Below are 25,110 nucleotides of genomic sequence, written 5' to 3'. Positions count from 1 at the left end.
TGATTCGTATCTCTACCCGGTGACTTGCGGGGGGCTTAGCCCACTCGCGGCCTGAAATTCTCGACCACCCGCAGCAGCACCCGTGCGCCGGCGTCGGCATCCGCCAGCTCGACATGCTCGTCCGGATGATGGCTGATGCCGCCGCGGCAGCGGACGAAGATCATGCCGACATCAGCGATATCGATCATCGCCATGCCGTCGTGCCCTGCTCCACTCGGCAGCTCGAATGCGGAAAAACCTTCGGCGGCGATCGCCTGTGCGATCTGTTCCTTCAGCCAGGGCGCGCAAGGTGCGGTGCGGTTCTCATGGGTGACGTCGAGCTGAAGCGCCAGCTGCCGGCGCCTTGCGATCGCTTCGATCTGGCGGACGACGTCGGCGACCGCGCGCTTGCGATGCATGTCGGTCGGCGCGCGCATGTCGATGGTGAAGGATACTTCGCCCGGAATGACATTGGTCGCGCCGGGCCTCGCCTGGATATAGCCGACGGTGCCAACCAGGCCCCCCTCGTCGGTCCGGCAAAACTGCTCGATCGCGCCAATGCATTCGGCAGCACCACTGAGCGCGTCACGGCGCAGCGCCATTGGCACGGTGCCGGCATGCCCAGCCATGCCGGTGAGCCGGGCCGCCAGCCGCGTCGCACCCGCGATCGCGGTCACGACGCCGACAGGGAGATTGCGGGCTTCGAGCACCGGCCCCTGCTCGATGTGCAATTCAAGATAGGCCAGCAGCTCGCGCCGCGCGCGCGCGGCCGCGCCGATATGGTCAGGGTCGAGGCCGAACTTGATAAGCGCATCGCGCATCGACACGCCGTCGCGGTCGCGCGTGTTCAAGACGCTCTCGTCGAAAGTGCCGGCGACCGCACGGCTGCCGAGCAGGGTCGAGGCGAAGCGCACGCCTTCCTCGTCGGCAAAGCCGACCACCTCGATCGCAAACGGAAGGCGCTTGCCGCGCCGGTTGAGCGCGGCGACGCAGGCGATCGCCGTGATCACGCCCAGCGGCCCATCCCATTTGCCGGCGTCACGTACCGTGTCGTAATGCGAGCCGAGCATCAGGCAGGGCGCCCCCGGCCGCTCGCCTTCGTAGCGGCCGCAGACATTGCCGATCGCATCGAGATGCGCGCTCATGCCGGCCTCACGCATCCAGCCAAGGATGAGGTCCGAGGCTGTGCGCAGTTCCTTCGTGAGATAGATCCGGGTGAGCTTGCCGTCTTCTTCCGAGATCGCCGCAAGCTCGTTGATCCGGCGCACGATCTCCTCGCCGAGCGATGCATGTTCAACGGCAGTCACGGCAGCCATCTCGGTCAAGCTTTCCATTCTGGAGACCGCGCCGCGGTCGCAACCCCAATCGATACAAGTTCGGTGCCAGCGAATTCAGGCCGCCGGCGCCGCTTCAAGTCAGCGCGTGGTTAGCATGAATGCGGGTGGTCGGCCGACCGCCCCGGTGCCCTCATGTACATGCGAGTGCGAGTTAAGACTGCTTAACTACCTTGCATACAATCGGACAATACTGCTCATAATTTAATCTGCCGGTTTCCTGATCAGGATTTCAGCAGCAGATATATCTTATAGTTTTCAATTGCCTATACCGAAATGCCCGCTCCAGAGTCTCTGGCACGAAGCTTGCGACATCCAGTTCCGGGCTCCGCCAGACCGGCGCAGCCGCGAGATTAGGGCGGTCCAGCCGCCAAGGGGAGCAAGCAATGGATTTTGGCAGGATTTCACGACGTCACTTGTTGCAGGGCGGTGCCGCCCTGACCCTCGGCGCGGCGGCTGGCGCCCGCCCGGCCTTCGCGGCCGACACGACCATCGGCTTCATCTATGTCGGCTCGCGCGACGACTACGGCTACAACCAGGCCCACGCGCAGGGCGCGGCGGCGCTGAAGAAGCTTCCCGGACTGAAGGTTGTCGAGGAAGAGAAGGTGCCGGAGACCGACGCGGTCGAGAAGACGATCGAGTCCATGATCAATCTCGATGGCGCCACCCTGCTCTTCCCGACATCGTTCGGTTACTACAATCCGCACATGATCAAGATGGCCAACAAGTTCCCGAAGCTGCGCTTCGAGCATTGCGGCGGCCTCTGGACCGACAAGGACCCGAAGAACGCCGGCAGCTATTTCGGCTATATCGACGAAGCCCAGTACATCTCCGGCATCGTCGCCGGCTACGCCTCCAAGAGCGGCAAGCTCGGCTTCGTCGCTGCGAAACCGATCCCGCAGGTGCTGCGCAACATCAACGCCTTCGCTCTCGGTGCAAAACTCGCCAATCCGAAGGCCACGACGCAGGTGATCTTCACCGGTGACTGGTCGATGCCGGTCAAGGAAGCCGAGGCCACCAACAGCCTGATCGACCAGGGCGTCGATGTTCTCACCTGCCACGTCGACGGCCCCAAGACCATGGTCGAGAACGCCGCCCGCCGCGGCGCCTTCGTCTGCGGCTATCACACCAACCAGTCGCCGCTTGCGCCGAAGGCGTATCTGACCGGCGCGGAATGGAATTGGGAAGCGCTCTATCCGAAGTTTGTGAAGATGATCGCCGCCGGCGAAAGCATTGCGAACTTCTACCGCGGCGGCCTCAAGGAGGAGATCGTCAAGACCTCGCCCTATGGCGAAGCAGTCTCTGCCGAGGCGCGCAAGCACGCCGACGAGGTCAAGGCAAAATTCCTCTCGGCCGAAGGCTACGCCATCTTCAAGGGTGGGCTGGTCGACAACAAGGGCAAGACGGTGATCGCGGCCGGCACCGATCGCGGCCAGAAGGATCCCGAGCTCGAGAAGATGGACTACCTCGTCGAGGGCGTGATCGGAGCGACTTCGTGACAGCAGAAGCGGCAGATTCTGCCGAGGCGGTCGGGACAATTGCCCCGGCCGCCAACCCGGGGTTTCTCCAACGCCACGGCCGCACGATCGAATATATCCTGATCCCGGGCGCGGCGCTTGCCGGCGCGCTCGTGGTCTTCGGCATCTTCGTCATGCTGTTCGGCAAGAACCCGCTCGACCTCTATTTCTACATGTACTACGGCGCCTTCGGCACCTGGTTCTCCTGGCAGAACACGCTGACGCGTGCTGCGCCCCTGATCCTCACCGCGCTCTGCACGGCGCTGCCGGCGCAACTCGGCATGGTCATCATCGGCGGCGAAGGCGCATTGCTGATCGGCGCGCTGTCGGCGACGAGCGCGGCGCTCGCACTCCAGGGCATGCCGCCACTCGTCATCCAGATCGCCATGGTCTGCGCCGGCGTCATCGGCGGCGGCTTGTGGATCATGTTGGCGGGCGCGCTACGCCAATATCGCGGCGTCAACGAAACGATCTCGAGCCTGCTGCTGGTCTACATCGCGCTCGCGATCCTCAACCATCTCGTCGAAGGCGCGATGCGCGACCCCGCGAGCCTCAACAAGCCGTCAACCCGCGAGATCGGCGCCGCCAACATGATCGGCTCGATCCCCGGCACCGACGTGCATTGGGGCCTGGTCTTCGGCCTGATCGCCGCGATCGCGGCTTACATCCTGATCTATCACACCGTGTTCGGCTTCGCCGCGCGCGTGGCAGGCGGCAATATCCGCGCCGCCAAGATCGTCGGCCTCGGCGTCAGCAAGCTCATCCTGACCATCTGCTTCCTCGCCGGCGGTGCCGCTGGACTTGCCGGCATGGTCGAGGTTGCGGCCGTGCAGGGCCGCACTAACGCCAATCTCGCGGCCGGCTATGGCTTCACCGGGATTCTTGTCGCCTTCCTGGCGCGGCAAAATCCCCTCGCAATTATTCCCGTCGCGATCCTGCTCGGCGGCATCAGCGCCAGCGGCGGCCTGTTGCAGCGCCGCCTCGGACTGCCCGACGCGTCCGTCCAGGTACTCCAGGGCATCATCTTCGTCTTCGTTCTCGCCAGCGATGCCCTGTACGGCCGCATCGGTTTCCTGAAGGGAAAATCCTGAGATGGCAGATGGATCGATCGGACTCTGGACCGTCCCGCTCGCCGTGCTCGGCGGCGCCATCCGCGTCTCCACGCCCTTCCTGTTCGTGAGCCTGGGCGAATGCATCACCGAGCGTTCGGGGCGCATCAATCTCGGCCTTGAAGGCACGCTGGTGATGGGCGCAATGAGCGCCTATGGCATTTCCTACCTCACCGGCTCGCCCTGGTTGGGCGTACTCGCCGCCGGCATCACCGGCGCGCTTCTTGGCGCGCTGCATGCCGGCATCTGCTCACTGCCGCGCGTCAATGACGTCGCCGTCGGCATCGCGCTAATGCTGTTCGGCACCGGGCTCGCTTTCTATCTCGGCAAGCCGCTGATCGAGCCGACCGCGCCGCGGCTACCCGCAATCGATTTCGGCTGGTGGAGCGACATCCCGCAGCTCCGCGCCGCGCTGCGCGTCAATGTCCTGTTCCTGATCGGCGTCGCGCTGGCACCGATCCTCTATTGGGCCTTCCGCACCACGCGCTGGGGCTTGCTCATCCGCACCGCGGGCGAGAGCTCAGACGCCGCGCGTGCAATGGGCCACTCCGTGCTGCTGATCCGCCTGCGCGCGACCATGGTCGGCGGCTTCCTCGCCGGCATCGGCGGCTCCTTCCTATCGCTGTTCTATCCCGGGAGCTGGAACGAGGGCCTCTCCTCGGGCCAAGGCATCACCGCGGTGGCGCTCGTGATCTTCGCGCGCTGGGATCCTCTGCTCTGCCTGTGGGCCTCGCTCGCCTTCGGCGGCGCCGCGGCGCTCGGACCGGCACTGCAATCGGTCGGCGTTACCTCCGGCTATCACCTCTTCAACGCCGCGCCCTACATCCTGACGCTGGCGATCATGATCATCACCTGCTCGCCGAAACGCACGCTGACCGGAGCCCCGGCCGAATTGTCGATCACCCGCTAGAGAGCAAAACCATGCCCGAGCGTTATATTAAGTCGGAGCCCTACGCCTGGCCTTACAATGGTGATCTCCGTCCCGAGAACACGGCGCTCATTATCATCGACATGCAGACCGATTTCTGTGGCATCGGCGGCTATGTCGACAAAATGGGCTATGATCTGTCGCTGACGCGAGCGCCGATCGAGCCGATAAAGAAGCTGCTCGCCGCCATGCGGAGCCAAGGCTTTCACATCATCCATACCCGCGAAGGCCATCGCCCAGATCTCTCCGATCTTCCCGCCAACAAGCGCTGGCGCTCGCGCCAGATCGGCGCCGGCATCGGTGATCCCGGCCCCTGCGGTCGCATCCTGGTGCGCGGTGAGCCCGGCTGGGACATCATCGAAGAGCTCGCGCCGTTGCCGGGCGAGCCGATCATCGACAAGCCCGGCAAGGGCTCGTTCTGCGCCACCGACCTGGAGCTGATCCTGCGCGTGCGCGGCATCGAGAACATCGTCCTCACAGGCATCACCACCGATGTCTGCGTCCACACCACCATGCGCGAGGCCAACGACCGCGGCTTCGAATGCGTGCTGCTGCATGATTGCTGCGGCGCGACCGACAAGAGCAACCACGACCATGCGCTGAAGATGATCAAGATGCAGGGCGGCGTGTTCGGCGCCGTCTCAACATCGGATGCTTTCATCGGAGCGATTTCGTGATCATCGGCGAACCGCCTCCGCCCTCCGGCGCCTTCGGCGTCGACGCCATCGCCATGACCATGCGCTTTGGCGATTTCGTTGCGCTGGACAATGTCGAGCTGAAGGTGCGGCCCGGCTCGTTCCATGCGTTGCTCGGCGAGAACGGCGCCGGCAAGTCGACCCTCGTCAAATGCATCATGGGCTATTACCACGCGACCGAAGGCGACATCCTCGTCGGCGGCCGCGAGCAGGCGATCGCCAATCCGAAGGACGCGCATGCGCTCGGCCTCGGCATGGTCTACCAGCATTTTACACTGGTGCCGGCCATGACGGTTGCCGAAAACCTCGTGCTGGCGCGCGACAATGTGCCGGCCGTGGTCGATTGGTCGAAGGAGATGAAGGAGCTCGAGGCGTTCCTGGCGCGGATGCCCTTCAAGGTGCCGCTCTCGGCAAAAGTTTCCGATATCTCGGCCGGCGAGCGGCAGAAATGCGAGATCCTGAAGCAGCTTTACCTAAAGCGCCGCTTCCTGATCCTGGATGAGCCGACCTCGGTGCTGACGCCGGCCGAAGCCGACGAGGTGCTCGGCATGCTCCGCGACATGGTCGTCAAGGGCGAGCTCACCATCCTGATGATCACACACAAGTTCCGCGAGGTCATGGCCTTCGCCGATGAGGTCACAATCCTGCGCCGCGGCAAGCTCGCCGGTGCCGGCAAGGTCGCCGAGCTGACGCCGGACGCGATGGCGCGCACCATGATCGGCGCAGAGGAGTTGACCGTGCAGCCGCCGCGGACCGGCGAAGCCGGACAGGCGCGGTTGGAGCTGGCAAAAGTCCGCGCGCTCGACGATGCCGGCGCCATCGCCGTGCATGACGTTTCCCTCACCGTGCGTGCCGGCGAGATCGTCGGCATCGCCGGCGTCTCCGGCAACGGCCAGCGCCAGCTGGTCGAAGTCCTGGCCGGCCAGCGCGAAGCGGAGGGCGGTGAAATCCGCGTCGCAGGCGATCCCTATCACGCCAGCCGCGAAGAGATGCGGCGCCACAGGATGTCGCTTCTGCCCGAAGAGCCGCTGAAGAACGCGTGCGTCGGCGGCATGAGCGTTGCGGACAACATCGCCTTCCGCGAGTTCGACCGCGCACCCTTCGCCAGCGGCGGCTGGTGGCTCAACCGCGGCGCCTTCCGCGACGACGCGAAGAAGAAGATTGGGCAGTACAAGATCAAGACCCGCACCCCGGATACGCCGATCTCGGCGCTGTCGGGCGGCAATGTCCAGCGTGCCGTGCTCGCCCGCGAACTTGCGGGCGATGTCGAGGTGCTGATCGCGGCCAATCCCTGCTTCGGCCTCGATTTCGCTGCCGTGGCGCAAATCCACGCCGAGATCATGGCGGCGCGCAACCGCGGCGCCGCAGTGCTGCTGGTCAGCGAGGATCTCGACGAATTGCTAGAACTTTCCGACAGGCTGGTGGTGATGTTCCACGGCGAATTCGTGTATGAAGCACGGACCAGCGAAGCCGATCTTACCGAGGTCGGCCGGCACATGGCGGGGCACTGACTAATCGTTTGAGCATGATTTTTTCGGAAAACCGCTGCACACTTTTCCGGATCATGCTGTGGGAGCATCGATGGACGGCGCAAGCGAACGCGACGAGTATTTCCTGCGTCTGTCCTTCGCGGTCGCCCGCCGTTCCCTTGCCCATGGCAACCATCCGTTCGGCTGCATCGTCGTCGACGCCGATGGCAAGGTGCTGATCGAGGCCGAGAACGGCTACATGCCGGACCACGACGGCACCGCACATGCCGAGCGCCTTGCGGCCACTCAGGCCTGCCGCACGCTGAGCCGCGGGGTGCTGGCGACGGCGACGCTCTATTCCTCCGCCGAACCCTGCGCGATGTGCGCCGGCGCGATCTACTGGGCCGGCATCGGCCGCGTGGTCTATGGCCTCAGCGAGCACCGCCTGCGCGGCGTCACCGGCAATCACCCGGAGAACCCGACGCTCGACCTGCCCTGCCGTGAGGTCTTTGCCAGCGGCCAGCGGCCGACGACGGTGGTCGGACCGCTGCTCGAAGACGAGGCCGAAGCGCTGCACGACGGCGTGTGGACGAAGTAGGCGCCGCGGGGTCGATGCGCTCCCTCGTCCCGCTCTTGCGGGGAGAGGGTTGGGGTGAGGGGCTGCTTCCGCAAATATCGTAAGAGTTGGATTCGCGGAGAATCCCCCTCACCCGGATCGCATCTGACGATGCAATCCGACCTCCCCGCAGGCGGGGCGAGGTGAAGAAAACAAGATGACGCCGCGTTGCTGCGCGGCGCCATCGTTGTAGCTCGGAAACCTTCAGCCGATCAGAACTTCACAGTGATACCACCGTAGACCGTGGACTCGGTGCAGCTCTTGGTGCTCTGGCCGGTCGCGGCGACCGTGCAGACGCCAGCCATGGCATTGTGGTCGAGGCCGAACTTGTTCTGCCAGTAGCGGTAGGCGACCCAGAGGTCGACGAAGTGCGAGTACTTGTCACCCAAAGCCGCCTTCGACGCATCGAAGGTCAGGCGGATCGGTTCGCTGTTCAACTCGGTCTTGGACTTGGTGCTGAAAATGCCGGTGCCCGAAAGCGCAGGAAGGCCGTTCGAGTCGCCCTTCGGTCCGTACCAGCCGGCGCGGCCGCTGATCGACCAGAACTGCATGTTCGGCGGCAGGAAGCCGAGGTCCATGTAGTAGTTGACTTCGACGGCCCAAGTCGGGTTGTAGCTGACATTGCCGTCGGAATTACAGGTCACGCCCGCGACGCCGGCACCGAACAGGCCGCACTGGGTGAAGGCGTTGTGGTTCAGGAACTCCCAATACATCAACGGAGCGACGTTGATATAGCCCTTGTAGGGAAGGTCGAAGGCGAACTGGAGACCAGCGACCACGTCACGCTTGGCAGGCGCAAGGAAGTTGTTCTCGGTATTGGCGTCCATACCGACTTCAAACGAGATGTTGTGCAGCGGCCCCATCGTGAAGGTCTTGGTGTTGAACAGCTCGTTCCAGCCGAAGGTCGAGCGGAACAGGCCATAGATCTCGGTTGCGCCCGCGCAGTTGCCGACACCGCCGGTGATGGTCACGCCCGGCGCGACGCAGGGCGAGGCGGGGTCGTTATGACCCGACTTGAACATCGAGATCGTGAAGAAGTTGGTGCCGTAGGCCCAGAGGTCGAAGTGCGTGAACGAATAGACCTGCTTGGCGGTGGTGCCGTTGATGCTGCCGTCCGGGCGGGTGCTCCACATGCCGGGGTCGGTGCCCTTGGGCATCCAGGAGAACGACACGCGGTCGTCGATCACCAGGAAGAACGGGAGATCAGGAGCCTTCTTGGCGGCCTTGACCGGCAGATCCGCAGCCTGCGCCAGACCACCGGTGGCGAGCGAAGCAAGTGACAGCACTGCAGCTGCAATTGCCCTGAAACGAAACGACATTCTGAATACCCCCAAGCTTGGACACGCAAAAATTAATGTCCCTTGAGAGCGACACTTGCGCCGAAGTCCCGAAGTGAGAAGCCTCAACTTCTTTCAAGGCATGGCGCTTGTTTCGGCAGCGTATCGCATTTCACTGCGGAATTTTGAGGGTATCCGATGCGACATCGTCAACGGCCGTGGACAACGTCTTGCCGAACATTCCCGTTTGATTCTGTTTAGCTTTTGCATCGGCGCGATAACCCAAGCGCGACTGTCGAAGGCGGCCGTCGTGGTCACGGAGAAATGCATACAGGCGGGTGGCGCGACTTTGCTCAGCTTCAGGTCAGGCCTGCCTAGCGGGTTCCGATTTGGCTAGAACCGTCACAAATTTGCAACAGCCGCCGCGTGCAGCGCGCAACCGCAAGAGCCGTGCAAGGGGCCATTGCGGACGCCTGGCGTCCCCGAAACAGCCGCGACTCGCGCGACCGGCCTTCTGCCGAAGCGTTAAGCAAGGGATGACGCTTTTTCACACCTTACGCAGCGGTTCAAACTAGCCCAGTATTAAGGCACTTCATCCCATGCAAGCGCATCAGCGAATGTTAGATCCGACATCCAACGGCCTGCATTCCGGCGAGTCCCCGTTACTCAGGACAGTGGGACTCACCAAACGCTATGGGGATTTCCTTGCCAACGATTCCATCGACATCGAGATCTGGCCGAACGAAATCCACGCGCTGCTCGGCGAGAACGGCGCCGGCAAGTCGACACTGGTGAAGGCGATCTATGGGCTGATCCAGCCCTCTGCCGGCGAGATCCGCTGGCACGGCGATCGAATCGTGCTGTCCGGCCCGTCGGAAGCGCGCCGCCGCGGCATCGGCATGGTGTTCCAGCACTTTTCGCTGTTCGACAATCTCACCGTCGCCGAGAACGTCGCGCTTGGGCTCGACGGCACGGAATCCTTCAAGGACATGTCGGCGCGGCTGGAGCAGGTGTCGAAGACCTATGGCCTGCCGCTCGATCCCAGGCGCGAGGTCTGGCAGCTGTCCGTCGGCGAACGCCAGCGCATCGAGATCGTCCGCGCGCTGATGCAGGACCCGAAATTCCTGATCCTGGACGAGCCGACCGCGGTGCTGACGCCGCAGGAGGCCGACCAGCTCTTCATCGTGCTGGAGCGGCTCAAGGCCGAAGGCCGCGCCATCCTCTACATCAGCCACAAGCTCGAGGAGGTGAAGCGGCTCTGCGATACCGCCACGATCCTGCGCGGCGGCAAGAAAATCCAGACCTGCAATCCCCGGCTCGAGACCGCCGCCTCGCTCGCGCGCATGATGGTCGGCGGCGAGATCAAGGAGGTGAAGGCAGCCGCCGGCCGGCAGACCACGATACCGCGGCTGGTCGTCAACGATCTCTCGCTCGCGCCCGACGAGGCGCATGGTGTGCGGCTCGAGCACATCTCCTTCGAGCTGAAGGGCGGCGAAATCCTCGGCATCGCCGGCGTTGCCGGCAACGGCCAGGACGAGTTGTTCGCAGCACTGTCCGGCGAACGGCTGTCGAAGGATCCCGGTACGGTGGTGATCGAAGGCATCGCCGCCGGCCACCTCTCGATCACCAAGCGGCGCAAGCTCGGCGCCGCCTTCGTGCCCGAAGAGCGGCTCGGCCATGGCACCGCACCGCGCATGAAGCTGTCGGAGAATGCGCTGCTTACCGGACACGCCGCCAGCGGCATGGTCCATCACGGCTTCATCGACACCGCGGCAACGCTGAAGACCGTGGACAAGGCGACCGAAACTTTCGACGTGCGCAAGGCCAAGCGCGATCCGGAAGCAGCATCCCTCTCCGGCGGGAACTTGCAAAAATTCATCGTCGGCCGCGAAATCCTGCGCAACCCTGCAGTGCTGGTGGTGAGCCAGCCGACCTGGGGCGTCGATGCCGGTGCCGCCGCCGTCATTCGCCAGGCGTTGCTGGATCTCGCCACCGCAGGCGCCGCGGTGCTGGTGACCAGCCAGGATCTCGATGAGCTCGCCGAAATCGCCGACCGCATCGCCGTGATGTTCCACGGCCGGCTCTCGGAGCCGCTCGCCACACGCGACGCAACACGCGAAAAGCTCGGCCTTCTCATGGGCGGCAGCAGCCTGGAGCCGAAGGAGGCCGCGCATGCAGTTGGTGCTTGAGAAGCGCGCCGAGCGCTCCAACACGATCGCGCTGGTCTCGCCGCTGATCGCGATCGGCTTGACGATCGTGACCATGACCATCCTGTTCGCGATCCTCGGCAAGAATCCGTTTCTCGCGCTGCAAGCCTATTTCGTCGCGCCTTTGATCGACAGCTATTCGCTCCAGGAGATTGCGGTCAAGGCGACACCGCTGGTGATGATCGCGATCGGGCTGTCGCTTTGCTATCTCGCTAACGCCTGGAACATCGGCGCAGAAGGGCAATTCTTGATCGGCGCCGTCGCCGGAAGCTGGATCGCGGTGAAGACGCAAGGCACCGACGCCGGCCCTTGGGTGCTGCCGGCGATGTTGGTGCTCGCGGCCGCCGCAGGCGCGCTCTATGCGCTGATCCCGGCGATCTGCAAGGTGAAGTTCGGCGCAAGTGAAATCCTGACCAGCCTGATGCTGGTCTATGTCGCCGACCTCCTGCTGGACTATCTCGTGCGCGGTCCCTGGCGCGATCCGAACGGCTTCAATTTCCCGACGACGGCCGAGTTCGATCCGGTTGCGACGGTGCCCCTGCTGATCGAAGGCGGCCGGCTGCATCTCGGCTCGATCATCGCGCTGCTGGTGGTTGCGGCGGCTGCGATCCTGCTCGGGCGCACCATCAAGGGGTTCGAAATTCGCGTCGTCGGTGCCGCGCCGCGCGCGGCACGGTTCGGCGGCTTCAACGCCAACCAGCTGATCATCCTGACCTTCGCGGTGTCGGGCGCGCTGGCTGGCCTTGCAGGCATCATCGAGGTCGCCGGTCCCGTCGGACATCTCCAGCCCGGCATCTCGCCCGGCTATGGTTTCACGGCGATCATCGTCGCGTTCCTCGGCCGGTTGAACCCGATTGGAATATTAATTGCAGGCCTTTTTCTCGCACTAACCTTTATCGGTGGCGAGCAGGCGCAGATCGCAATGAAGATCCCGTTGGACGTCACCAAGGTCTTCCAGGGCATCTTGCTGTTCTACGTGCTCGCCTGCGATTCCCTCATCCTCTACCGCTTCAAGCTGGTCTTCCCGAGCCGACAGGTGGCCCGTGGAGCTGGTTGAAGCCATCATCCTGTCGGTGCTCGCGGCGTCGACGCCGCTCCTGATCGCGGCAACCGGCGAGCTCGTGACCGAGCGCTCCGGCGTGCTCAATCTCGGCGTCGAGGGCATGATGATCGTCGGCGCGGCCTGCGGCTTTGGCGGCGCGTGGCTGACGGGCTCGATCTTCGTCGGCGCGCTGTTCGGCATCGTCGCGGGCACGCTGATGTCGCTGATGTTCGCGCTGATGGCGCTCGGGCTCGCCGTCAACCAGGTTGCGACGGGGCTGGCGCTGACCATTCTCGGCGTCGGTCTCTCCGGCTTGATCGGTGCCGGCTTCGTCGGCGAACGCATCACGCCGGCAGCTCATCTCAACATTCCCGGCCTCACCGACATTCCGCTGGTAGGTCGCGTGCTGTTCGGCGAAGACGCCTTCATCTATTTCTCCATTGCACTCATCATCGGCGTCTGGTGGTTCCTGTACCGCACGCGCGCAGGATTGATCCTGCGTGCCTGCGGCGACAACCACATCTCCGCGCACGCGCTCGGCTATCGCGTGCTGCACATTCGCACCCTCGCCGTGATGTTCGGTGGCGCCTGCGCCGGGCTGGCCGGGGCCTATCTGCCGCTCGCCTACACGCCCTTCTTCATTCCTGGCATGACCGCGGGCCGCGGCTGGATTGCGTTGGCCCTGGTCGTGTTCGCATCCTGGCGCCCGGGCCGGCTGGTGGTCGGCGCTTATCTGTTCGGAGCTGTGACGATCCTGCAACTGCATGCGCAAGGCTGGGGCGTCGGCATTCCCTCGCAATTCATGTCGGCACTGCCTTATCTCGCGACCGTCATCGTGCTGGTCCTGCTCTCCCGTGCGCGCACCGGCGGCTCGACCGCACCGGCCGCGCTCGGCACCGTGTTCGTGCCTGACCGCTAGCGTTTTCATTTTCGCAACGTGCGCGATGGGGCGCGCACGTTGCGGATCGTGGCTTTCCCCTGATGTTTGGAGATTGATAATGAGGAAATCACTTCTTGCGCTGGCTGCCGGCCTTCTGATTGCCGGGAGCATCGGTGCAGCCTCCGCCGCCGACAAGCTGAAAGTCGGCTTCATCTACCTCGGCCCGATCGGCGATCTCGGCTGGACCTATCAGCATGAGCTCGCCCGGCAGGCTCTGGTAAAGGAGCTCGGCGACAAGATCGAGACCACCTATCTCGAAAACGTGCCGGAAGGACCCGATGCCGAACGCGCGATCGAGCAACTGGTCCGCGCCGGCAACAAGCTGATCTTCACCACCTCGTTCGGCTACATGGACCCGACGCTGAAGGTCGCCAAAAAATATCCGAACGTGCATTTTGAGCACGCCACCGGCTACAAGCGCGACAAGAACATGTCGACCTATTCGGCCAAATGGTATCAGGGCCGCTACATTCAAGGCCTGATCGCGGCCAAGATGTCGAAGTCCGGCGTGCTCGGCTATATCGGCTCATTCCCGATTCCCGAGGTCGTCTCCGGCATCAACGCGACGATCCTCGCGGCGCAGACCATCAACCCGAACATCAAGGTCAAGATCATCTGGGCCAACACCTGGTTCGATCCAGGCAAGGAGGCCGACGCCGCCAAGGCACTGATCGACCAGGGTGCCGATATCATCATGCAGCACACGGATTCGCCCGCCGCGATGCAGATCGCCAGCGAACGCGGCAAGCTCGCTTTCGGCCAGGATTCCGAGATGATCAAGTTCGGGCCCAAGACCCAGCTGACCTCGATCCTCGACACCTGGGGCTCCTACTACATCGAACGCGTCAAGGCCGAGCTCGACGGCACCTGGAAATCCGAGGACAGCTGGGGCGGTCTCGATAGCCACATGTTCGCGATGGCGCCGTATACCAACATGCCTGACGACGTGAAGAAGATCGCCGAGGATGCCCAGGCGGCAATCACCGCGGGCAAGCTGCATCCGTTCAAATGCCCGGTGATTGGGCAGGACGGCAAGGAGATCGAGTGCAAGGGCGGCGCCAATCTCGCCGACGGCCAGATCCTCGGCATGAATTTCTACGTCAAGGGTATCGACGACAAGCTGCCGGGCAAGTAGCACGCTTCTTGCATTGACTAAATCACCTGCTCCTCCCGGAGGAGGTTCGGAGGGGGTGGCCAGAAGCACCCGGCACTTGTGGTCGCCCCCTCCTTCTATTTTACCCCGCCTGCATCGCCCGCGCCGAGGAACTGTGCCGGCGGATGAGGTCCGGCACGTCCAGTCCCGGGATCGCGCCGTCGACCACGGCCCAATTCCCTGCCACCATCACCCGATCGGCCTGATGCGCCCCGCACAGAACCAGTGCAGCCACGGCATCACCGTGGCCGGAGAAGCGGAGCTCATCCAGCTTGAACAGCGCGAGGTCGGCGGCCTTGCCGACCGCGATCTCGCCCAACTCCGGCCGACCGACACACGCCGCCGAGCCCTTGGTAGCCCAGCGCAGCGCATCCTTGTGGCTAACCCTGGTCACGCCGTAGCGCGCCCGCTGCAGCAGGAACGCGGCCCGCACCTCCTGCATCAGGTTCGATCCATCGTTGGAGGCCGAGCCGTCAACGCCGAGCCCGATGCCGACACCGGCCTCTTCCATCTCGCACACCGGACAGCATCCGGAGGCCAGCAACTGATTGCTGCACGCACAATGGCTGATGGTGGTTTTGGCCTTGCCGAGCCGCTTCATTTCGTCGGCATTGAAGAAGATGCCGTGGGCGAGCCAGGTCCGCGAATTAAGCCAGCCGCATTGCTCGAGATAGTCGAGCGGACGGCAGCCATACTTCTGCTGGCAGAATTTGTTCTCGTCCTCGGTCTCGGCGAGATGGGTGTGCAGGCGCACGTCGAGCTTGTCGGCGAGATCGGCGGTGGCGCGCATCAGCGAGGTCGTTACCGAGAAGGGCGAGCAAGGGGCAAGCGCAATCTGCACCATGGCATCCGCACCGCGCTGGTGATGCTTGGCGACCACGCGCGCGCTGTCGGCGAGGATCGTATCCTCGTCCTGCACGACGCTATCCGGCGGCAAGCCGCCGTCGCGCTGCGACAGGTTCATCGAACCGCGCGTCAGCAGCACGCGCACGCCGAGTCGTTTTGCGACGCCGACCTCGATATCGACGGACTCTTCGAGCCCCGCCGGGAAAACATAGTGATGGTCGGTCGTGGTGGTGCAGCCGGACAGCAGCAGCTCGGACATCGCCAGGGTAACACCGAGCTCCAGCGATTCCGGCGTCATCCTCGCCCACACCGGATAGAGTGCCTGCAGCCAGGGGAACAGCTCGCGGTCCATCGCCGCCGGCAGTGCCCGCGTCAGCGTCTGGTAGAAATGATGATGGGTGTTGATGAGACCCGGCAGCACGACATGTTCGCTCGCATCGAACACCGTGACATCTGCCGTCGCAGGCGTGCCGCCCACCGGCACGAGTTCAATGATTCGACCATCCCTCACGACTACACCGCGCCCGGCACCATCGGCGAGAATGGCCAGGGGATCCCTGATCCAGATCGGCTCTGCGTCGCTCATGATCCTGTTTCTCCTCGCCCTCGTCAACGAATGGCCTGCAAGGCAGAGGCCATTCCGAGCGCGTTATTGCTGCGACTTGTTGTTGCCAGTTGGCGCTGGTCTTGCAAGACTTTCCGGGAGAATAATGCGTTCGGTGGAAGCGTTGGCGCAGCCATGGACTTGAATACCATCACAGCGGTCGCCCATCCGCAAACGCGCGCGCAATTGCCCGCTTGGACGCCAGGCGATGCTTGGCTCGCGGGCGGCACGTGGCTGTTCTCGGAGCCGCAAGTCCACCTCATGCGGCTGATCGATCTCACCGATCTGAAATGGCCGGCATTGACGATCACCGGGAGCCACCTCAGCATCGCCGCGACCTGCACGATCTCGCAACTCGATGCGCTCACCTGCCCAACCGACTGGCTCGCAGCACCGCTGATCAGCCAATGCTGCCGCGCTTTTCTCGCCTCCTTCAAAATCTGGAAGACGGCGACCGTGGGTGGCAATCTCTGCATGTCGCTGCCGGCAGGACCGATGATCTCGCTCACCGCCGCGCTCGATGGCGTCTGCACGATCTGGAAAGCCGGCGGCGGCGAGCAGAGGATTCCGATCGTCGAATTCGTCACGGGCAACCAGCGCAACCGCCTGTCGCCGGGCGATCTGCTGCGGCAGATCGACATTCCACTTGCCGCACTGAAGCGCCGCTCCGCGTTTCGCCAGATCTCGCTCGCGCCGGTCGGCCGCTCCGCGGCCCTTCTGATCGGAAGCCTTGACAGCGCTGGCGCGCTGAAGCTCACCGTGACCGCATCGACCGTGCGCCCGATTCCGTTGTCGTTTCCAAAGCCACCCGATGCGAACGCGCTTCGCTCGGCAGTAGCCGAGGCAATCACGGATGATCTCTATCACACCGACATTCATGGCAAGCCGCTCTGGCGCAAGCACATGACGCTGCGGCTCGCCGAGGAGATCCGCGTCGAGCTCCTGGGAGCAACGCCGCCATGAGCTTCGAGGTCAATGGCGCGACATTTCCGCAAGCCCCACGCGCCGGCCAGTGCCTGCGCACGTTCCTGCGCGAGCTTGGCCATTTCGGGGTGAAGAAAGGCTGCGACGCCGGCGACTGTGGCGCCTGCACCGTGCTGCTCGACGGTGAGCCCGTGCACAGCTGCCTGATCCCCGCGTTTCGCGCAGAGGGACGCGCAATCACCACGATCGAAGGTTTCGGCGGCGAACATGGCGCGCATCCGATGCAGCAAGCCTTCCTCGACGCGCAGGGATTCCAGTGCGGCTTCTGCACCGCCGGCATGATCCTCACCTGCGCCTCGCTGGACCAGGCGCAGCGCACCGATCTCGGCGCCGCGCTGAAGGGCAACATCTGTCGCTGCACTGGCTATGGCGCGATCGAGGACGCGATCCACGGCAAGTCCAATGTCGATAATAGCGTCGAGGCCGGCGGCGCGTTCGGCCGCAGCCTGCCGGCGCCCGCGGGCCCGGACGTCGTCCGCGGCACAGCGCGCTATACGTTCGACACCACGATCGAAGGCCTGTTGCACATCAAGCTGCTGCGCTCGCCGCATGCGCACGCAAGAATCGTCGCGATCGACCGATCGGCGGCAATGGCCGTGCCCGGCGTACACGCGGTCCTGACGCACGAGGACGCCCCATCGGTGCTGTTCTCGACGGCGCGGCACGAGAAGGACTGGATGGACCCCGAGGACACCCGCATCCTCGATGACGTCGTCCGCTTCATTGGCCAGAAGGTCGCCGCCGTCGTCGCCGAGAGTGAAGGCGCTGCCGAGGAGGCATGCCGATTGCTGAAGGTCGACTACGAGATATTGCCTGCGCTGATCGATCCCGAACAGGCAATGATGCCGGGCGCGCCGCTCGTGCATCCGGATCGGACCAGCGCGAACCGCGTTGCCGACGCGCGGCGCAATCTCGTCGCGGAGACGCATGGCGAATTCGGCAATGTGGCCTCCGCCCTCGCCACATCCGCGGTCACCTTTGATGCCACCTTCCACAGCCACCGTGTGCAGCACGCGGCGCTGGAGACCCATGGCGGCCTCGCCTGGCTTGACGATGCAGGTGTCCTCAACATCCGCACCTCGACGCAAGTGCCGTTCCTGACCCGGCGTGCGCTTTCGGACATCTTTCAACTTCCGATGGATAAGGTCCGCGTGTTCTGCGAGCGCGTCGGCGGCGGTTTTGGCGGCAAGCAGGAGATGTTCGTCGAGGATATTCTGGCACTCGCCGCGCTGAGGACGGAGCGGCCCGTCAAGCTCGAGCTCACGCGTGAGGAACAGTTCATCGCGACCTCGACGCGGCACCCGATGCGGGTTCATATCAAGGCCGGCGCCGATGCCGACGGCAGGCTCACCGCGCTGCAGCTCGACGTGCTCTCCAATACCGGCGCTTACGGCAATCACGCCGGCCCCGTGATGTTCCACTCGCTGTCCGAGTCCATTGCCGTCTATAATTGCCCGAACAAGAAGGTGGACGGCTTTGCGGTCTACACCAACACGGTGCCGGCGGGCGCATTTCGCGGCTATGGCCTGCCGCAGACGCTGATCGCGGTCGAGGCCGCGATCGACGAGCTGGCCAAGCAGCTCGGCATCAACCCTTACGAGATGCGCCGGCGCAACATCGTCAAGCCCGGCAATCCCATGCTGTCGCCGCCGCCGTCGGAATATCACGACGTGCTGTACGGCTCCTACGGGCTCGACCAGTGCATCGACCTCGTCGAGCGCGCGATGCAGGCGGATCATCCGCAACCTGAACTGTCGCCGGACTGGCTGACCGGCGACGGCATCGCGCTGACCATGATCGACACCGTGCCGCCCGCCGGCCACATCGCCGACGCGATGATCGCGCTCAACGACGATGGCAGCTTCGATCTCACCGTCGGCACCGCCGAGTTCGGCAACGGCACCAGCACCGTGCACCGGCAGATCGCCGCGACCGTTCTCGCGACCTCCGTCGACAGGATCCGCCTGCGCCAATCCGACACCGCCCACGGCGGCCACGACACCGGCGCCTATGGCAGCACGGGCATTTTCGTTGCCGGCAAGGCGACCCAAGCCGCGGCCATGCAGCTTGCGACCGCATTGAAGGCGGCCGCTGCCGGTGCATGGCTTTGCGATGCCGGGATCTGCACGCTCGAGGGGGAGTTCGTCGTCAGCGGCGTGCGGCGAATGTCCTTTATTGAGCTGGCGAAGCTCGCACGCGAGACAGGTCGTCCGCTCGTGGCGCACGGCAATTCCGAGGGAACGCCGAGATCCGTCGGCTTCAACGTGCAGGGCTTTCGCGTCGCCGTGAGCAAGGGCACAGGTGAGATCAGGATTCTCAGGAGCGTGCAGGCGGCGGATGCGGGCGTCGTCGCCAATCCCATGCAGTGCCGCGGCCAGATCGAGGGCGGCGTCGCGCAGGCCCTCGGCGCGGCGCTCTACGAGGAGATGGTGATCGATGCGAATGGCCGCGTCACCAATCCCAAATTCCGCGACTACCATCTGCCGTCCTTCGCGGACGTGCCGCGCACGGAAGTGTTGTTCGCCGAGACATCCGACACGATCGGACCGTTAGGGGCGAAGTCGATGAGCGAGAGCCCGTACAATCCGGTCGCAGCGGCACTGGGCAATGCGATTGCCGATGCCACCGGCATCCGCTTCACCGCACCGCCGTTCAAGCCGGATCGGTTGTTTCCGGCGCTGCACGAGAAGTTCGGCGACTAACTGCCGCGATAGGTCGAATAGCTCCAGGGCGTCACCAGCAGCGGCACGTGATAGTGACTCTCCGGCTCGCTGATCGCGAACCGCAGCGGGATATCGTCGAGGAATGGCGGATTTGACAGCTGCACGTTGCGCTCGGCGTAGTATTTGGCGACGCTGAAGCGAAGCTCGTAGCGGCCGATCGGCAGCGGACGCCCGCCGATCAGCGGCTGGTCAGTGCGGCCGTCTACATTGGTGAGGGTGCGCGCGATCACGCGGCTCTCGCCGAGACTCGCGAGCTCAATCAACTCGACCGCGATGCCCGGCGCGGGCTTGCCCGCGTGATTATCGAGCACATGCGTCGAGAGCCGGCCGTGCACCTTGAGCTTGTCATCCGCGATGACGAGCTGGTCGAGCCGCAGAGCAGCGATACGAGATATTTCCTCGAGGGCGCGGCGTGTCTCGGTCTTAGCGATGTTCTGCAGTCGCGCCTCGAAGTCCTGCAGGATGGAATCCTTGGTGTGCCGGCGCGCGCAGACGATATACGGGATGCCAAATTTTTCGCGATACGCATTGTTCGCCCGCTCAAAGGCCGCATATTCGGTGTCCGACAGACGGTCGAGACCGGCGCTGTTCTGCTCGGCACTCGAGTCAGGCGTGAGTCCCGCTGCGCGCTGGGTCTTGTTGGCGAGGTCGGGATGAGCGCGTATCAGCGCCAGTTGCACCTCGGGCTCAGCGCTCGCGATCGCCGCCTTGATCGCGTCGAGCAGTGGATTGATGCCGGCAAACGGACGGCGCGCCGCGGCTTCTTGAGCAATCCAAGGCGAATATTCGACCACGTTTTCAAGTACAGCGACGAAATCGTCGAAGCTCGCGGCATTGAGATCAGACAAGGCGATCTGCGACATTGCTTCCCTACCCGATCTCGAACGCGTCGGTGGCAAGATGCGCAAGCTTGTCGTGCCAATGCTGCGCGATCTGCAGCCGCGTCGGCACCCAGACGCGCTCGTGCTTGCTTATATAGTCGAGAAAGCGGATCAGGCCTGCCGCGCGACCCGGCCGGCCGGCGAGACGGCAGTGCAGGCCCACCGACATCATCTTCGGCGCGGTCTCACCCTCGGCATAGAGCACGTCGAAGGCATCTTTCAGATAGGTGTAGAATTGCTCGCCCTCGGCAAAGCCTTGCGGATTGATGAAGCGCATGTCGTTGGCATCGAGCGTATAGGGAATGATGAGCTGCTTGCCCTTCGCGCCCTTGACCCAATAGGGCAGATCGTCGGCATAGGAATCGCAGAGATAGAGGAAGCCGCCCTCCTCCATCAGCAGACGGTTGGTGTTGATCGAGGAGCGCCCGGTGTACCAACCGAGCGGCCGCGAACCGGTCGCCTCGGTATGGACGCGGATCGACTCGGCAATCTCGGCGCGCTCCTGCGCTTGCGTCATGTCCTTGTGCTCGATCCATTTCAGGCTGTGGCTCGCGATATCCCAGTCGGACTCCTTCATCGCGGCGACGATTTCCGGATTGCGCTTCAGCGCGGTGGCGACACCGAACACGGTGGTCGGCCATTTGCGCTCGTTGAATATCCGCCACAGCCGCCAGAAGCCGGCGCGCGAGCCATATTCGAACATGGATTCGATATTGGCATGACGCTGGCCGGGCCAGGGCTGCGCGCCCAGCACGTCGGACAGGAACGCTTCCGACGCGCGGTCACCGTGCAGAATGTTGTTCTCGCCGCCTTCTTCGAAATTGACGACGAACTGCACCGCGACCCGCGCGTTGCCGGGCCATTGCGGATGCGGCGGATTGCGGCCGTAACCGCGGAGATCGCGCGGGTAGCGGGCGTTGGTCACTCAGACTTCCTCGAAGCGGATCGGCAGTGCGCCCTTCCACAGCACGCTCTTGCCCAGCGTCGCCAGATTCTCCAGGCCCGAGGTCACCGTGATGAAGTGATTGCCGGCGAGCTGGCCCATCTTGCTGGCGAAGTGCACGCCGCCATAGGCCATGAGGATTTCGGTCTCGCTGATGCCGCCGGGATAGAGGATGATCTGGCCGGGCGCGGGATAGCTGGTGTGGTTCTCGTAGCCGACGCCGAAGTCGAGATCGCCGAGCGGCATCCAGACGCCTTCGCCGCTCCAGCGCACATGGATGATATGGCTCTCGAACGGCAGCGCCTTGCGAAACGCCGCGACGGTCTTGGGCGCCGCCTGCTCCTCGAAGCGGGCGTCGAAGGTGAAATCGCCGGCGCGGATAACGAGTTTGCTCATCTCATCTCTCTGGATCGGGGACGGTGGCCCCACGGGGAACTTGCAAGCAAAGAGCATTCCAGCGAGCTTCGCGCAAGTGGCGCCGCCCCCTCACCTGCGGTCGTAAGACCAGCCGAACAGGCCGCTCCGCCGCACCTCCGGCTCGGGCTCTGCAGCCGGTGCGGGCGCCTCTTTCAGTTCCGCCTGCGGCGGGGGCGGAGGCGGCGCCGGCAGGTTGTCGCACTTCATGGAATAGACCAGCTTGCCGTCCGCGGTTCGTCCGATCGGCACGCAGGGGTCGGGATGCGCCACCGAGGTCTTGGGAGCAGGTTTCACCTGTGCCATAGCCGGCGAGGCGATCAAAAGCAGGACCAGCAGATATTTCGACATCGTTGTCGCGCCTGAAACCTTCATTGGCCCTATTCAACCGGATTGCGCCGGTCAAGTCCATCGGGCCCGGCCGGGCGATTGCCGAATATTTAGCCGGGACCAAAAAAGTTGCTCGCACCATCGTGAAGCCGCGTTGCCGATCGTGAAGCCGGCGACGGTGACACTCGGCCGGACGCATCGCCATGTGAGCGTCAACGACGCGCAGATGAGATCGTCCTCAGTCGGAAGCGTCGTCACGGGAGAAACAACCATGCAGAAGACTCTTGCCATTCTTGGCGCTATGCTGATAACCGCCATCACCATCCAGACCGCCGCGGCGAGCGACCGCCATCACGCCCGCAAGCCCCAGCCTGCTCCCATCACCCAATCGGTCCGCGACTCCAGCGCAGCCATGTGGCCATCGCAGCCGACCGCCCCCGACTGGTCGCGCTACGCCAACGGCGCAATGTCGGCGCCTGCGGGCAGGTGATGTTGGGAGGGTAGAGCGCGGTTGCTTCAGCGTCGTCCTTGCGAGCGCAGCGAGGCAATCCAGAGTCTTTCCGCGGAGACAGACTGGATTGCTTCGCTGCGCTCGCAATGACGGAGCAAGGGGCGGCATTGCCATCCTCCAATGCATGTTTCAACTCGCAGACACACCTTCGCATTCTCGCGGCTGATTTCGCCCGAGCTTTGCCTGGTCACTCCGCCCTCTTGTCCAAGAGGGCGCAGGGAAGACCGGGTGCTGACCTCGCACCCACGGTCCGCTGTGCGCATATAGCGCAAGGAAAAATGCACAGCGGCATACAGGTGGAGCCGAACACACGGCCTTCCCTGCGCAATGGGTTGACGGCTTATGCCGTGCTCTCCCGGGAGCCGAATTCCTTCTGGCCTCCCTCGCCTCGCAGATTAGCGATGCGGTTAACCCGGTTGGGCGCTCCGCACCTCCGCAGCAGGCTTGGCCGTAGCGACGACGGCCAGGACCACACGATTTTGCCGTACGCTCTCAGCGCCGTCCGTCTACACGTGGCCGCGGACTCACGGGGACTACCCGCCCTGCCCTTAACCTCTCGTGCCGACGCTGCCGCGTCCACCGCAAGTCCGGCTCTCGATCAGTGACGACGTACGATCGCCCCTCCAGGTCGAGCCGGGATGGGCGATACATACGTCATTTCCGAATTTCGGTAAAGCGGAATATTTTTACCGGGAGAGGTTGACAGGCCGCGCAGGTGTTTTGCCCGTCGGGCAACCCTCAATACGGATTGTAGTAGCGCGGGCCGCCATAGTACCCGTAGCCGGGACCATAATAGCGCGGGCCGCCATAGTAATAGTTGTCGTAGTACTCCTGGCGCCGGCTCTCGGCGATCGCGCCTCCGATCAGACCGGCCGCGACGCCCATGAAGGCGAGGCCCGCAGCGTTCGGTCCGCGCCGGTAATAGTGGCGACGCCGCGCAGAGCTGAAATCGGTAGCATTGGATGAGCCTTGCCCTGCCACGGTCGAGGGCGTTGCCCTGGCCGGCGTCGGGGACGCGGCGGCCGACGGCGAGATAGACGCCGCGACCAGGGCCAGACTGGCGAACGCGGCCAGCGCTGCGTTGCGGCCAACTCTCGAATTCACGGACCTGTCACTCATCTTCACGTCCTCTGTTCTCGCCCAATGAAAGATATGGAAACAGCATATAATGCGCAAAGCACTGAAATGGTTTCGTGATCGCGGCAATCTGCCACGCTTGGAACGCTTTGGATCAACCCGGATGACACCACGCACGACCTCTAGGCCCGATAGCTCCAGTATTTCCGGAGCGCATCGCCTGAGGCCTGGAGGTCGAAGCGCCGGTCGGGGGCGAGTTGCTGTGCGATCAAATTGAACATGTCGTTCAGGATCGAACGCTTCTCGCCGAAATAGGAGTGGTGCAGGCCGACCAGGCTGGTGTCGACCAGCGACGCATCGATCGTATCGATGCCGTCAACGATCGTCAGGGCCTCGCCGGCCTCGCCCGCCCGGGGATAGCCGTGCACGAATTTCGAGGCCAGCAGCGCCACGTCGCGCGACGAGGCGTAGAGCGTGACGCGCGCAGCACAGCCTTTGAACTTCGCCGCGAGCTGGACGAAGCGGTCGCGGTCGATGTCGGGCGCGGCAAAGATGATCTGACCGAGCTTTGCGGCGCCCGCCGGCAGCTGCCAGGAGGTGACGCGTTCGAGCGTGTTGATCACCGCGCGGTTGCCCATGCTGTGGGCGATAATGTGAACCTTGCCGGCGCCGATTTCGCCGAGCGCGAGCTGGAGAAACGCCTCGAAATGATCGCGCGACCAGTCGATCGTGCTCTCGTCCACCGTGTACTTCCTGGTGTCAGCCGCCGACGCCCAGCTATACAGCAGCGTCCGGCCTGCGAATTTCAAATCCACGGCAAGCTGCCCGGCCCGCCGCGCCGCATCCTCGAACGTCACGTTGTAGCCGTGCACGAAGATCAGGACGTCATGATCGCCCGCCGCGGCAAGCGAGTCCTTCAGGCTCGTGACGAAGGCATCCCGGCCAAGCGCCCCGACGGTCTTGAGGATCACGTGCTTCTCGGGATCGGCCGAGAATTCGAAGTGCCACCAACTGGGACCGGTGAGCTCGCCGAGGTCGCGGCCGCGCGTGGGCACGCTGACCTCCGCGACGCCTAAGGACAGCGTGCCGCGCGCGCCGCCAAAATAACGCGCCGGCGTGTCGTCGTCCCGGGCGCGGTCGGTGCCGTAGAAGACCGGGATGGTGACGACGCCGGTCGTCTCATTCGTGGTCGGCCGGACTGTGTCCGGGACGACGGGCGGCGACACCCGGCCGCGACGGGTCACGGTCTCCCTGGCGGCGGTGGGCGCCGCCATGTCTGCCATCAAGCGCTCGACAAGCTCCATGGCCGGCGGCTCCGCAAGCAGCCGTACGACCAGCAGGTCGAGCGACCGGCGAAGCTTGTCCGGATCTTCGCCGCGGCCGGCGCGCCCGGCGAGCTCCTGCAATTCCTCGCCATAAGGCGGCCATTTGTCGCCCAGCAGATCCTTCAACCGGGGCCCTAGCTCGAGCAAGGCAAGCAACAGGCGAAGCGTGTCCGACATCGCACGTCCCTCGTCGCTGAATGCGGCCA

The 25,110-nt window shown here is 64.2% G+C and carries 22 protein-coding genes; 13 read left to right on the top strand and 9 right to left on the bottom strand.

The genetic code is table 11. The features are described from left to right. Positions 1-35: 35 nt before the first annotated feature. Positions 36-1,295, bottom strand: coding sequence for an allantoate amidohydrolase (locus ABID58_RS25400; protein ID WP_354035460.1), 1,260 nt, complete (start codon positions 1,293-1,295; stop codon positions 36-38). 404 nt (positions 1,296-1,699) lie between these two features. On the opposite strand from ABID58_RS25400, the gene ABID58_RS25395 reads away from it, so the two are divergent. From ABID58_RS25395 to ABID58_RS25370, 6 genes are all read left to right on the top strand, one after another. After that, positions 1,700-2,812, top strand: coding sequence for a BMP family ABC transporter substrate-binding protein (locus tag ABID58_RS25395; RefSeq protein ID WP_354035458.1), 1,113 nt, complete (start codon positions 1,700-1,702; stop codon positions 2,810-2,812). Continuing rightward, positions 2,809-3,921 (top strand): ABC transporter permease, encoded by a 1,113-nt coding sequence (locus ABID58_RS25390; protein ID WP_148753460.1) that lies wholly within the window; start codon positions 2,809-2,811, stop codon positions 3,919-3,921. Before ABID58_RS25395 ends, ABID58_RS25390 begins: the two co-directional genes overlap by 4 nt. 1 nt (position 3,922) lies before the next feature. Further along, complete coding sequence (locus ABID58_RS25385) at positions 3,923-4,849, top strand: ABC transporter permease (protein WP_188096507.1); 927 nt, start codon at positions 3,923-3,925, stop codon at positions 4,847-4,849. 11 nt (positions 4,850-4,860) lie between these two features. Continuing rightward, positions 4,861-5,544, top strand: coding sequence for a biuret amidohydrolase (gene biuH / locus ABID58_RS25380; RefSeq protein ID WP_354035456.1), 684 nt, complete (start codon positions 4,861-4,863; stop codon positions 5,542-5,544). Further along, positions 5,541-7,073, top strand: a complete 1,533-nt coding sequence (locus tag ABID58_RS25375; protein ID WP_354035454.1) for an ABC transporter ATP-binding protein — start codon at positions 5,541-5,543, stop codon at positions 7,071-7,073. Before biuH ends, ABID58_RS25375 begins: the two co-directional genes overlap by 4 nt. A 70-nt stretch (positions 7,074-7,143) precedes the next feature. Next, a complete protein-coding gene (locus tag ABID58_RS25370) occupies positions 7,144-7,629 on the top strand; it encodes a nucleoside deaminase (protein ID WP_354035453.1) in 486 nt (161 codons plus the stop codon). Positions 7,630-7,859: 230 nt separating this feature from the next. Here the strand turns inward: ABID58_RS25370 and ABID58_RS25365 are convergent, their stop codons facing one another. Continuing rightward, positions 7,860-8,966: a hypothetical protein gene (locus tag ABID58_RS25365; RefSeq protein WP_354035451.1), complete on the bottom strand. Its 1,107-nt coding sequence runs from the start codon at positions 8,964-8,966 to the stop codon at positions 7,860-7,862. A 575-nt stretch (positions 8,967-9,541) separates the two neighbouring features. On the opposite strand from ABID58_RS25365, the gene ABID58_RS25360 reads away from it, so the two are divergent. From ABID58_RS25360 to ABID58_RS25345, 4 genes are all read left to right on the top strand, one after another. Next, positions 9,542-11,113 carry an ABC transporter ATP-binding protein gene (locus ABID58_RS25360; RefSeq protein WP_354035450.1) on the top strand — a complete coding sequence of 524 codons (1,572 nt, stop codon included), beginning with the start codon at positions 9,542-9,544 and terminating at the stop codon, positions 11,111-11,113. Continuing rightward, positions 11,097-12,188, top strand: a complete 1,092-nt coding sequence (locus ABID58_RS25355; RefSeq protein WP_148753467.1) for an ABC transporter permease — start codon at positions 11,097-11,099, stop codon at positions 12,186-12,188. The genes ABID58_RS25360 and ABID58_RS25355 overlap by 17 nt, the downstream gene beginning before the upstream one ends. Then, complete coding sequence (locus ABID58_RS25350; RefSeq protein ID WP_354035449.1) at positions 12,175-13,092, top strand: ABC transporter permease; 918 nt, start codon at positions 12,175-12,177, stop codon at positions 13,090-13,092. The genes ABID58_RS25355 and ABID58_RS25350 overlap by 14 nt, the downstream gene beginning before the upstream one ends. Positions 13,093-13,171: 79 nt before the next feature. Further along, positions 13,172-14,248 carry a BMP family ABC transporter substrate-binding protein gene (locus tag ABID58_RS25345; RefSeq protein WP_354035448.1) on the top strand — a complete coding sequence of 359 codons (1,077 nt, stop codon included), beginning with the start codon at positions 13,172-13,174 and terminating at the stop codon, positions 14,246-14,248. A gap of 100 nt (positions 14,249-14,348) precedes the next feature. Here the strand turns inward: ABID58_RS25345 and ABID58_RS25340 are convergent, their stop codons facing one another. Further along, positions 14,349-15,698 carry an 8-oxoguanine deaminase gene (locus ABID58_RS25340; protein ID WP_354035446.1) on the bottom strand — a complete coding sequence of 450 codons (1,350 nt, stop codon included), beginning with the start codon at positions 15,696-15,698 and terminating at the stop codon, positions 14,349-14,351. Positions 15,699-15,851: 153 nt separating this feature from the next. Between ABID58_RS25340 and ABID58_RS25335 the strand changes: the two genes are divergently transcribed. Both ABID58_RS25335 and ABID58_RS25330 read left to right on the top strand, forming a co-directional pair. Then, positions 15,852-16,679 carry an FAD binding domain-containing protein gene (locus tag ABID58_RS25335; protein ID WP_354035444.1) on the top strand — a complete coding sequence of 276 codons (828 nt, stop codon included), beginning with the start codon at positions 15,852-15,854 and terminating at the stop codon, positions 16,677-16,679. Continuing rightward, positions 16,676-19,402: a molybdopterin-dependent oxidoreductase gene (locus tag ABID58_RS25330; protein ID WP_354035442.1), complete on the top strand. Its 2,727-nt coding sequence runs from the start codon at positions 16,676-16,678 to the stop codon at positions 19,400-19,402. Before ABID58_RS25335 ends, ABID58_RS25330 begins: the two co-directional genes overlap by 4 nt. Here the strand turns inward: ABID58_RS25330 and uraD are convergent. The 4 genes from uraD to ABID58_RS25310 all read right to left on the bottom strand — a co-directional run bounded on the left by uraD (position 19,399) and on the right by ABID58_RS25310 (position 22,012). After that, a complete protein-coding gene (gene uraD, locus ABID58_RS25325; protein ID WP_354035441.1) occupies positions 19,399-20,286 on the bottom strand; it encodes a 2-oxo-4-hydroxy-4-carboxy-5-ureidoimidazoline decarboxylase in 888 nt (295 codons plus the stop codon). The genes ABID58_RS25330 and uraD overlap by 4 nt on opposite strands. Positions 20,287-20,293: 7 nt before the next feature. Then, positions 20,294-21,229, bottom strand: a complete 936-nt coding sequence (gene puuE / locus ABID58_RS25320; protein WP_354035440.1) for an allantoinase PuuE — start codon at positions 21,227-21,229, stop codon at positions 20,294-20,296. Continuing rightward, positions 21,230-21,643 carry a DUF3830 family protein gene (locus ABID58_RS25315; protein WP_027531871.1) on the bottom strand — a complete coding sequence of 138 codons (414 nt, stop codon included), beginning with the start codon at positions 21,641-21,643 and terminating at the stop codon, positions 21,230-21,232. A 90-nt stretch (positions 21,644-21,733) separates the two neighbouring features. After that, positions 21,734-22,012 (bottom strand): hypothetical protein, encoded by a 279-nt coding sequence (locus ABID58_RS25310; RefSeq protein ID WP_354035497.1) that lies wholly within the window; start codon positions 22,010-22,012, stop codon positions 21,734-21,736. Between the two features lie 250 nt (positions 22,013-22,262). Between ABID58_RS25310 and ABID58_RS25305 the strand changes: the two genes are divergently transcribed. Beyond that, complete coding sequence (locus ABID58_RS25305) at positions 22,263-22,481, top strand: hypothetical protein (RefSeq protein ID WP_354035438.1); 219 nt, start codon at positions 22,263-22,265, stop codon at positions 22,479-22,481. 759 nt (positions 22,482-23,240) lie between these two features. Here ABID58_RS25305 and ABID58_RS25300 read toward each other — a convergent pair. Both ABID58_RS25300 and ABID58_RS25295 read right to left on the bottom strand, forming a co-directional pair. Next, a complete protein-coding gene (locus tag ABID58_RS25300) occupies positions 23,241-23,621 on the bottom strand; it encodes a hypothetical protein (RefSeq protein ID WP_354035436.1) in 381 nt (126 codons plus the stop codon). A 140-nt stretch (positions 23,622-23,761) separates the two neighbouring features. After that, a complete protein-coding gene (locus tag ABID58_RS25295) occupies positions 23,762-25,081 on the bottom strand; it encodes an alpha/beta hydrolase (RefSeq protein WP_354035434.1) in 1,320 nt (439 codons plus the stop codon). Positions 25,082-25,110: the final 29 nt, after the last annotated feature.

Origin of the sequence: Bradyrhizobium sp. S3.2.6 (genome assembly GCF_040546885.1) — a bacterium.
In the GTDB taxonomy this organism is placed as follows: domain Bacteria; phylum Pseudomonadota; class Alphaproteobacteria; order Rhizobiales; family Xanthobacteraceae; genus Bradyrhizobium; species Bradyrhizobium cytisi.
The sequence above is the reverse complement of the archived record's forward strand: the minus strand, read 5'-3'. Positions and strand labels throughout refer to the sequence as shown.